7 protein-coding genes and 1 pseudogene are annotated in these 7,477 nt (G+C 63.1%); 7 read left to right on the top strand and 1 reads right to left on the bottom strand.

The window, feature by feature from the left end:
* On the top strand, nucleotides 1-1,496 hold a 1,496-nt coding region (locus VEK15_00160), incomplete at its 5' end, for an amidohydrolase family protein (GenBank protein ID HXV59074.1).
* Here VEK15_00160 and VEK15_00155 read toward each other — a convergent pair.
* A complete protein-coding gene (locus VEK15_00155; protein ID HXV59073.1) occupies nucleotides 1,442-1,894 on the bottom strand; it encodes a hypothetical protein in 453 nt (150 codons plus the stop codon). The two genes, VEK15_00160 and VEK15_00155, sit on opposite strands and share 55 nt — an antisense overlap.
* Nucleotides 1,895-1,997: 103 nt before the next feature.
* Here VEK15_00155 and VEK15_00150 point away from each other — a divergent pair, with 103 nt between their 5' ends.
* From VEK15_00150 to VEK15_00125, 6 genes and pseudogenes are all read left to right on the top strand, one after another.
* Nucleotides 1,998-2,711: a hypothetical protein gene (locus tag VEK15_00150; GenBank protein HXV59072.1), complete on the top strand. Its 714-nt coding sequence runs from the start codon at nucleotides 1,998-2,000 to the stop codon at nucleotides 2,709-2,711.
* On the top strand, nucleotides 2,708-3,472 hold the full coding sequence (locus tag VEK15_00145; protein ID HXV59071.1) for an alpha/beta hydrolase: 765 nt from the start codon (nucleotides 2,708-2,710) through the stop codon (nucleotides 3,470-3,472). The genes VEK15_00150 and VEK15_00145 overlap by 4 nt, the downstream gene beginning before the upstream one ends.
* A 17-nt stretch (nucleotides 3,473-3,489) precedes the next feature.
* On the top strand, nucleotides 3,490-5,115 hold the full coding sequence (locus VEK15_00140) for an MBL fold metallo-hydrolase (GenBank protein ID HXV59070.1): 1,626 nt from the start codon (nucleotides 3,490-3,492) through the stop codon (nucleotides 5,113-5,115).
* 28 nt (nucleotides 5,116-5,143) lie between these two features.
* Nucleotides 5,144-5,935 carry a secretin N-terminal domain-containing protein gene (locus VEK15_00135; GenBank protein HXV59069.1) on the top strand — a complete coding sequence of 264 codons (792 nt, stop codon included), beginning with the start codon at nucleotides 5,144-5,146 and terminating at the stop codon, nucleotides 5,933-5,935.
* A 128-nt stretch (nucleotides 5,936-6,063) separates the two neighbouring features.
* A pseudogene (locus VEK15_00130) lies at nucleotides 6,064-6,507 on the top strand (nitroreductase family protein).
* An 89-nt stretch (nucleotides 6,508-6,596) separates the two neighbouring features.
* Nucleotides 6,597-7,477, top strand: an 881-nt coding sequence (locus VEK15_00125; protein ID HXV59068.1) for a hypothetical protein, incomplete at its 3' end; no start/stop codon positions are given.

Genomic DNA, 7,477 nt, shown 5'->3' with positions numbered 1-7,477 from the left:
CGGGCACGCTCGCCGCTCAAGAGACCGTTGCCATCGTCGGGGCCATGGTTATCGACGGGAATGGCGGCCCACCGCTAGACCAGGCCGCGATCCTCGTCGAGGGCGATCGGATCGCGGCGATCGGCCCGGCGAGCTCTTTTCAAGTTCCTCGAGGGGCTCGCATCATCGACGCGGCAGGTAAATTCGTGACTCCGGGCTTCATCGATACCAACGTGCATCTATCGCTCTACGGCGGACACACGCCCGAGCGTTACGAGACCCTCGTTCGCTACCATGACCGACAGGAAGAGGTCGTGCTCGAGAACGCGCAGCTCCACCTCAAGTACGGCGTCACCACGGTCCGGGACAGCTACGGCGTTCTTCCTCCCCTCGAGAAAGTCCGAGACGCTATCGAGCGGGGTGAGGCCGTGGGCTCTCGTATGCTCGTCGCCGGAAACATCGTCGGCTGGGGCGGACCCTTCTCGATGACGTTCAGCTCGATTCCAGAAGAGGGCTTGACGCTCTTTCAAGAGCAAATGAACGAGCTCGTGAGCCAGGGCGCGGGAGAAGACCTCATGGACATGTCCGCCGGCGAGCTTCGCGTGGCGATCAACGATTACCTCGACAAAGGCGTCGATTTCGTCAAGTTCGGAGGCACGGGGCACACCTCGATGCCCACCCTCATCGGCTTCTCTCCCGACGCGCAAGGCGCGATCGTGGAGGAAACGCATGCGCGCGGCCTGATTGCGGAGACCCACTCGACCACGATCGAAGGACTCCGAATCTCGCTCGAAGCGGGAGTCGACCTCGTGCAGCACCCCGAGATCGTCGAGCCGCGAGAGATACCCGAGACGCTCGTCGCGATGTTCCGAGAACGTGACGTCATCTGCTCGATGCTGGTGAACACGATGACCGGTCCGGCCTGGCAGGAGCATCTCGAGAAGAAGGAAGCGGAAGCGAAGAAGCTCGAGAGCGATCCCGAGGCCCTGACCGGACATCAGGGGACCCCGCAAAAGCGCGAGCGAACGTCCGCCGAAATTCGACGGATGAAGCGAGCGGCGGGCGAGTCTCTGGAGATCCGACGAGCCAACGCGATCAAGCTCATTGCCGGAGGCTGCCGAACCACCGTGGGCACGGACAACTACCGAGCGGCCGCTCCCGAGCTCGCCCGAGGTCCGAAGCCCGAATATCAGGATGCGGGCCGCGGCACCATCCTGGCGATCGAGGGTCTCGTCGAGCTGGGCATGACACCGGGCGAAGCCATCGTCGCCGCAACCCGCAACGGAGCCATGGCCTGCCGGGCTCTCGAGCAATACGGCACTCTGGAGGTGGGCAAGAAGGCCGATCTTCTCGTGCTCGCGGCGAATCCCCTGGACGACATCCACAACATCGAGAAGCTCGAGCTGGTGATGAAGGAAGGGAAAGTCGTCGACCTCGATCGACTACCGGAAAGGCCCGTCTACTATCGAGCCAAGCCTGAGTCCGCCCCCGTGTCTCTTGGCGAAAACAAACCCTGATCCGCCCGCTCGGTCCCTCGTAGATACTGATGACACTGCACGCACTTGAGCGTCATATCCACGTATCCCAGCGCTGCCCCCTCCGTGTTGCGTTCCTTGGCCGCTGATTCGAGCTGAGAAACGGCGCGACGGAACGCGGCACTTCTCTCCGTGTACTGTGAAGACTGCGTCACGAACCAGCCCGCCTCCTCGCTCAGAGCGAGGAGCGCCCCGGAGCTCTCTTCGAGCGATTCGAAGTCCTCCATGATGATCCCTTCCAGGAGCGCATGGGCGTGGTCGAGCTTTCGTTGCATGATGCCGGGGAGCGTGGGTTCCTGGCTCGAGGCCGCGAACGACAGGAGCACGACAATGAGTACCAAGGAGCAGAACATCACGGAGCGTCTCATCCATTTCGACAAGCGAACCTCCTTTTTTGACAACAATTGAAAGCGACTTCCATCTTAACCGTACGACGACACCGACGGGTCCGTTTGGCGAGGAAGGATATGATGTGCGGAACAAATGCGCTTCCGAGTCGTCAGCCGGATCGTCTGGGCGCTTCTATCGGCGTTCGCCGTCGAAAGCCTGGTATTCGGTCTTGCGGTTCTGCCCGCGGTGACGTTTTGGGAATGGCACTCCCGTTGGCCAGTGCAGCCGCCCTGGGTTCGCACCGTTCTGCTGAGCATGGCCTTCATTCCCGCCTATATTATCTTCGCGGTCGTGCTCATGGTGCTGTCGGCGGCAACGAGCCGTCTATTCGGATGGCGGACCCCGGTGGACGCCGAGCTCCGACTCGACGAGGCTCCCAGACCCCTCCTCGATTGGGCCCGTTACGGGATATCGACCCAGCTCGTACGGATCTTTGCCGGCCCCCTCTTTCGCTCGACTCCCGTATGGGCTTACTACATGCGGCTCAACGGCGCAAAGCTCGGCCGTCGAGTGTACGTCAACAGCCTGCGAGTGACCGACCATAATCTCCTCGACTTCGACGACGACGTCGTGATCGGTGGCGATGTCCACCTCTCCGGCCACACCGTCGAGCGCGGAGTGCTCAAGACGGCTCGCGTGCGACTTGGCCGCGGGGTGACCGTCGGCGTCGGGAGCGTCGTTTCCATCGGGGTCGAAGCCGGGGACGGCTGCCAGATCGGCGCCTTGAGCTTCGTTCCGAAGTTCTCGAAGCTCGAGGCCAACGGCATCTACGTGGGCACCCCGGTGAGAAAGCTGGAGGGCCGATGACCGAAGCCGAAAAACCGGGACTGATCCTGGTACCCGGGCTCGACGGGACGGCCCTGCTCTTCTATCGCCAGATCCCTCCCCTTTCCTCTAGATTCCGCGTCGCGAGCTTTCCGTTGCCCGATGACTCGAGCTGCACGATGGAGGATCTCGTGTCCGAGCTCGATGCTCGGGTGGACGAGCTCGTCGGGGGCGATCGCGAAGAGCGGGTCATTCTGTGCGGCGAGTCGTTCGGTGGAGCGCTGAGCCTGAGTTATGCTCTGTCCCATCCGCAACGGTTGCGCGGTCTGGTGATCCTCAACTCGTTCGCCTGGATTCGTCGCCGGATTCACCTCAGGCTCGGTCCCATCTTGCTGAAGGCGCTTCCCTGGGGAGCCATGTCCATCGCGCGACGTTTCACGGAATCCCGACTTCACACCGTACATACCTCGCAGGAGGACTTGAAAGAGTTCCGCGAGCGAAGCCGAGCCATTGGACGTGCCGGCTACCTCCGCCGTCTCGAGATCCTTCGGGGCTACGATTTGCGCGATCGCGTCAGCGCGATCGAGACCCCGACTCTATTCCTGGCCGCGGACCGAGACCGGCTCGTGGACTCGGTCGAGCAGGCGAGCTACATGAGCGCGCGTATGCCCAATGCCACGATGCGCGTTCTCGAGGGCTACGGCCATATTTGCATGATCAACCACGATTTTCACCTCCTCGACTACATCGAGCCCTGGCTTCGAAGCAGTTCTCCCGTCTTGGCACAGGTCACGGAAGAATGACCCTTCACGAGGTGAGAATGAACGTCACTCGATGGTCCCCGGCGGTTCTCCTTTTGCTCAATTCCGTGGGGCTCGACGCGCAAGAGCTTTCGCCCGGCTACGTCGATCCAGCACCCGTGTTACGCGCGGCCGCCGAGGCAATCGGCGCCGAGAGATTGCGCTGCGTCACGATTTCCGGAACCGGCTACACCGGAAAAGTCGGTCAGCAGCGTCTGAACGCCTACGAGGTCGATTGGCCCCGTGGGGAGCCCCTGACGGGCTACACGCGTACCATGAACTGGGAAGCCGGAACCATGAGGGAAGTCTTCGATCGCGAGCCGGGACACAACCCCGCCTCGTGGAAATATGGCCTGGGCTTCCGGGGTGGCACGCCGCTTCAGCGCAACCGACGTCAGTTGTTTTTCGTCGACCGGTCCTACGGCTGGCACCTGGATGGGCCGGAGAGCGAGCCTACGGCGGCGCCACCGGAGGATGCCGCGCGGTGGCAGCTCGACCTGTGGCTCAACCCGCACGGCTTTCTGAAGGCAGCGCAGCTGCCCGGCGCCAATCCGCGCGCGGTCTGGCGGTGGGAGCTCGGCGAGATGGGCCGCGACGGCGCGACGACCACACCGGAGAAGGTGACGGTGGTCTCCATCACCGTGCTCGGCAAGTACCGCGTCGATGCCACGATCAACCAGGAGTCGCTGCTGCAGCGAATCCATACCTGGATTCCCGATCCGGTTCTCGGGGATATGAACTACGAGCACGAGTTCACCAATGAGAGCTACGTGGACGTCGGCGACGGCGTTCGTTTTCCGACGGGATGGCATCACCACGAAGGTTGGGACGACAACTACCAGGCACAGAGCATCAACGCCGGACACAACGCTTTCGGCGGCACCTTCGCGGATATCCGCCCGAACGAGTGCGGTGACCCGGTGATCCCGCCCGACTCGGTGCGCCAAGCCGAGTTTTCCGTGCGCGTCGAGACGGTAGAGCTCGCCGATGGCGTCTGGCTTCTCGGGGGAGCATCGCACAACAGCGTTGCCGTCGAGTTCCACGACTATGTGGCCGTGGTCGAGGCGCCCATCGACGAGGCTCGTAACCTGGCGGTGATCGAAGAGGTCGTGCGGCTCGTGCCCGACAAACCGATTCGCTTCCTGGTGAACACCCATCAACATCATGACCACATCGGCGGGCTTCGTACTTACATGCACATCGGAGCCACCATCATCACCCACTGGAAGAACTACGATTTCTATACCCGCGACGTGCTGAACTACGCTCCCCGGACCCTGCAACCCGACATGGTGTCACTCTGGCCACCGACGGAGCTCGCCGAGGGTTACCAGTACGAGACGGTTCGGGAGAACTACTGGCTGAACGATGGGACGCGCTCGATGCACATCTCCTACGTGCAGCCGCTCGATCACGTCGAGGGGATGTTGCTGGCGTATCTCCCCGCGGAGAAGATCCTCATCGAAGCGGATCTCTATGATGCCCCTGGCGCTGGACGCCCGGCCCCCATGACGCCCACCGCCGCCAACCGGAGTCTTCTTCGTCACGTCGAACGGCTGGGGCTTCCGGTCGAGACGATTGCTCCCATCCATGGGCCGGCCGTTCTCTGGAGTGATTTCCTCGCGTTCGTAAGGCCAGGGTCATGATTCTAGAATCGTGCGGCAGGACCTCTTCATGAGCATCGCACCCTGGATGGTTCTGGCTTCTTTGGTGTCGAGCCAGACCATTGCCACGTATCGCGTGCAGAACCGTCCCGCGGACGACTTGGTATCGGTGGCCGAGGCCGCACTCGGGAACGCCGGGAGCGTAACCCTCGACGCCCGCACGGCGACGTTGATCCTGAATGGTCCGGAAGACGCGGTCGAGCGCGCCCTGGCTTTACTGAAGCAGATGGATCGTCCGTTGCGCGACGTCCTCGTGACGCACGAGATTCGGGAGCTCGCCGAGCTCGAGGGGCTTTCCGTCGACATTCGATGGCAGGTAGGCACCGGACGGCTCCGGATCGGGACTCTTCCCCTTCCGGTCGACGGGGTCCGAATCGCACTCGCGGGCGGGACCGAGTCTCGGAAAGCGCGCTCTCGCTCTGTGCTGCGTCTTCTCGAGGGTGGTAGCGGCGCCATCGTCACCGGGGACCTGCTTCCCTTCGTATACCAGCCGTATCCCGGTGTGCAAGATGTCGCGTTCGTGGCCGCCGAGACCGGATTCGAGGCAACCGTTTCGATCACGGGCCCCTCGGGAGACGAGAAAGTGCACCTGGACCTCCGGCCGTTCTCGGGGCGAATGGAAGGAGGCGGTGGGCTTCGGTACACAGCGGCAGTGACCTCGGCAACCATCTCGCCCGGGGAGACGGTCGTCATCGGGGAGGCTTCGCGCGAAGCGTCAGCCCGGTCGGCGGATTTTCAGGGAGCCGCCACGTCTCGAGCTCATGAGGAACGGGTCCTCCTCGTATCCGTCGTTATCGAGTAGGCCTGTTCCCGATACCGGTTCCTCGCGAGCTAAATTGCAGACGAGCGGGGAACAGGAGGCCAATCATGGAAGTCTTCGATGCGATCCAAACGGTGCTGGCGACACGCGCTTAACAGAACAAGCCGGTACCTCGCGATCTCGTCCGCCGGATCGTCGAGGCCGGACGATTGAGCGGAAGCAGCATGAACGGCCAGCCGTGGCATTTCATCGTCGTCGACAACCAGGCCACACTGCGGGAGCTTGGCCAAAGGGCAAGGACCGGCTCATACGTCGCCCAGGCGCCGCTCGCGAACGTGGTCGCGATCGAGAGGACGAGATTCAGCGTCTCCGACGCCAGCCGCGCGATCCAGTCGATGATGTTGACAGCCTGGTCGGAAGGCGTTGGCTCGAACTGGGTCGGTTTTATGGGGTTGGATGAGGTCGGGACTCTACTTGGTGTCCCCGAGGAGCTGGACGTCCTGGCGATCGTTCCCTTCGGCTATCCGAAGGAGCGTCGGGCCCGGGGTAAGAAACAGCGCAAGACCCTGCCCGAGGTGGCGCATCGCGATCGGTTCGGCGAGGCGTTCGAATGACCTGCGAGTACGCCCGCCGCTAGACTCACTTGAGCGGAAGGCGCCACCGCTGATAGCTTGCGGCAGCGGCTCGGTAGGAGGACTCGCCTATGCTTCTCTGTCGTCTCACGCTCGTCCTGCTCTTGGTCTCTCCCGCGGCTCTCGCCCAACATACGAGCCTCATGGATGGCGAGGCGCTCGAAGCCCTCATCGCCGAGACTTCGGGCGAGCTCGCCCTCGGTCACTTTGCCGACCTTCTGGCCTATTCGGGGTACGCACCTTCACAGGGGTCGGAAGATACGGCGATCTATCTCGCCGACAAAGCGCGGGAGTTCGGGCTCGAGGACGTGCGCGTCGAGGAGTTCCCCTCGGACGGAGAGAGATACTTCTGGGCGTTTCGTACCGAGCCCTGGTGGGAGGCGAAGCGGGCCGAGCTACTTCTTCTCGACGACGACGGGAAGACCCGCGAGCGGCTGGCGAGCTACGACGTCCATCGCGTCGTTCTCGGACGATTCAGCCGAAGCGCTCGTGTGGACGCAGAAGTCGTCGACGTCGGTTCCGGAGTGGCACCATCCGACTATCAGGGCAGGAACGTCGCGGGGAAGATCGTGCTCGCCAACGGGCCCGCTGGGCCAGTGCACGCCCGTGCGGTGTGGGAGCACGGAGCTTCGGGGGTGATCGTTTACCGCACCGCGGACCACATCGAACGACCTCATCTCATCGGTTCCGCCTCCATCGTTCCCTTTCTCGGACCGGACGGCGAGCCACCAGCGTTCGTCTTTTCTCTTTCCTACAGCAAGGGCAAGGCTCTCTCCGACCTTGTGCGCGCGGGTGACACGGTCCGGGTCCAGGCCGAGGTGGAAGCCGAGACCCGAGCGGGGCACTACTCTCAGGTGCATGCCTGGTTGCGCGGAAGCGACCCCGCGCTACCGGAGGTCTGGATTCAGGCGCACACGAACTATCGCAACACCGGTGGGGGGAATAACTTGAC

It is taken from the genome of Vicinamibacteria bacterium, from assembly GCA_035620555.1.
Lineage (GTDB): Bacteria > Acidobacteriota > Vicinamibacteria > Marinacidobacterales > SMYC01 > DASPGQ01.
Note: the sequence above shows the minus strand (reverse complement) of the source record. Positions and strands in the feature narration are given on the sequence as shown.

What these genes read in the sequence shown, in the direction of transcription:
- VEK15_00150 (HXV59072.1), top strand. Translation starts at nt 1,998, where the DNA reads ATGCGCTTCCGAGTCGTCAGCCGGATCGTCTGGGCGCTTCTATCGGCG.
- VEK15_00145 (HXV59071.1), top strand. Translation starts at nt 2,708, where the DNA reads ATGACCGAAGCCGAAAAACCGGGACTGATCCTGGTACCCGGGCTCGAC.
- VEK15_00140 (HXV59070.1), top strand. Translation starts at nt 3,490, where the DNA reads ATGAACGTCACTCGATGGTCCCCGGCGGTTCTCCTTTTGCTCAATTCC.
- VEK15_00135 (HXV59069.1), top strand. Translation starts at nt 5,144, where the DNA reads ATGAGCATCGCACCCTGGATGGTTCTGGCTTCTTTGGTGTCGAGCCAG.